The 917-nt window shown below is 72.1% G+C and carries 1 protein-coding gene; it reads right to left on the bottom strand.

The window, feature by feature from the left end; all coding sequences use genetic code 11:
- Positions 1–889, bottom strand: an 889-nt coding sequence (locus D7Y13_RS41780; RefSeq protein ID WP_208734560.1) for a P-loop NTPase family protein, incomplete at its 3' end; no start/stop codon positions are given.
- Positions 890–917 lie beyond the last annotated feature (28 nt).

Here is a 917-nt window from a genome sequence, read left to right as displayed (position 1 = left end):
CCACCCGCACCATGCCGATGGCGCCCCCCGTCCCTCCCTTCGGCTCCTCCACCGCCGCCAGCGCGTGCACGTTGTCGGGCAACGCATCCATCAGGGCTCGCAGGGTCGTGCTGCGGCCCGTTCCGGACGCTCCCGTGAGCAGCACCACCTGACCGTTGAAGAGCGACTTGTTCAACTCCCGGAAGTACGCCTCCAGGAACCTGCCCGCGTCCTCCGCGAGCGGCAGGCTCGTGATGCTCGGGAACGCCTGACGCGTCTCGCGGCTTCTCGCCAGCGCCGTGGTCCATGTGCCCAGTGCGTCCTCGCGGAAGGACACCCGGAACATCAGGTCCGGATCCTCGGAGCCCGCCGGGAAGGACACGCTGCCTCGGTCGGGCAGCCTCGGATCCGCGCCGCGCTTCGCGCAGGCCACCAGGGCCTGCCCCAGCGGACGGTACAGGGCGTAATCGATGGGCTGCCGCACCGGCACCCGCTCCGAGCCCAGCAACCCGACCCGGTCCGGCGAGTCCTCCCTGATGAAGAAGAACGTGATGCCCGCGTTGATCCGCAGCTTCTGCGCCGTCACTGCGTCAGCGTCCTCGCGGTCGTTCCCCTCGCCCGCGCCATCCGCCGCGTTGGCCTCGGCGCTGCTCGTATCGTCCTCGCCGTCTTCGGCCTCGCCCGCGTCGCCCTCGCCCTCGTCGTAGTCCTCCGCCGCCCAGACGGAGAACAGCGCCGCGCCCGTCCCCGCCGCCACCTCGAAGAGGGCCGCCGCCAGTGCCTCCGGCGTCGTCGGTGACGCGGGGACCCGCACCGGCTTCCGGCCCGCCTCCCCCAACTGCTTCAGCAGGCCGGCGAACACGGCCTGCGGCGTGGACGGCAGGGGGGGCTTCGGGCTCGGGTTCTTCATGGGACGCGGACGATGGCACGGCCCGTTC

This window comes from Corallococcus praedator (assembly GCF_003612125.1).
Taxonomy (GTDB): domain Bacteria; phylum Myxococcota; class Myxococcia; order Myxococcales; family Myxococcaceae; genus Corallococcus; species Corallococcus praedator.
Note: the sequence above shows the minus strand (reverse complement) of the source record. Positions and strands in the feature narration are given on the sequence as shown.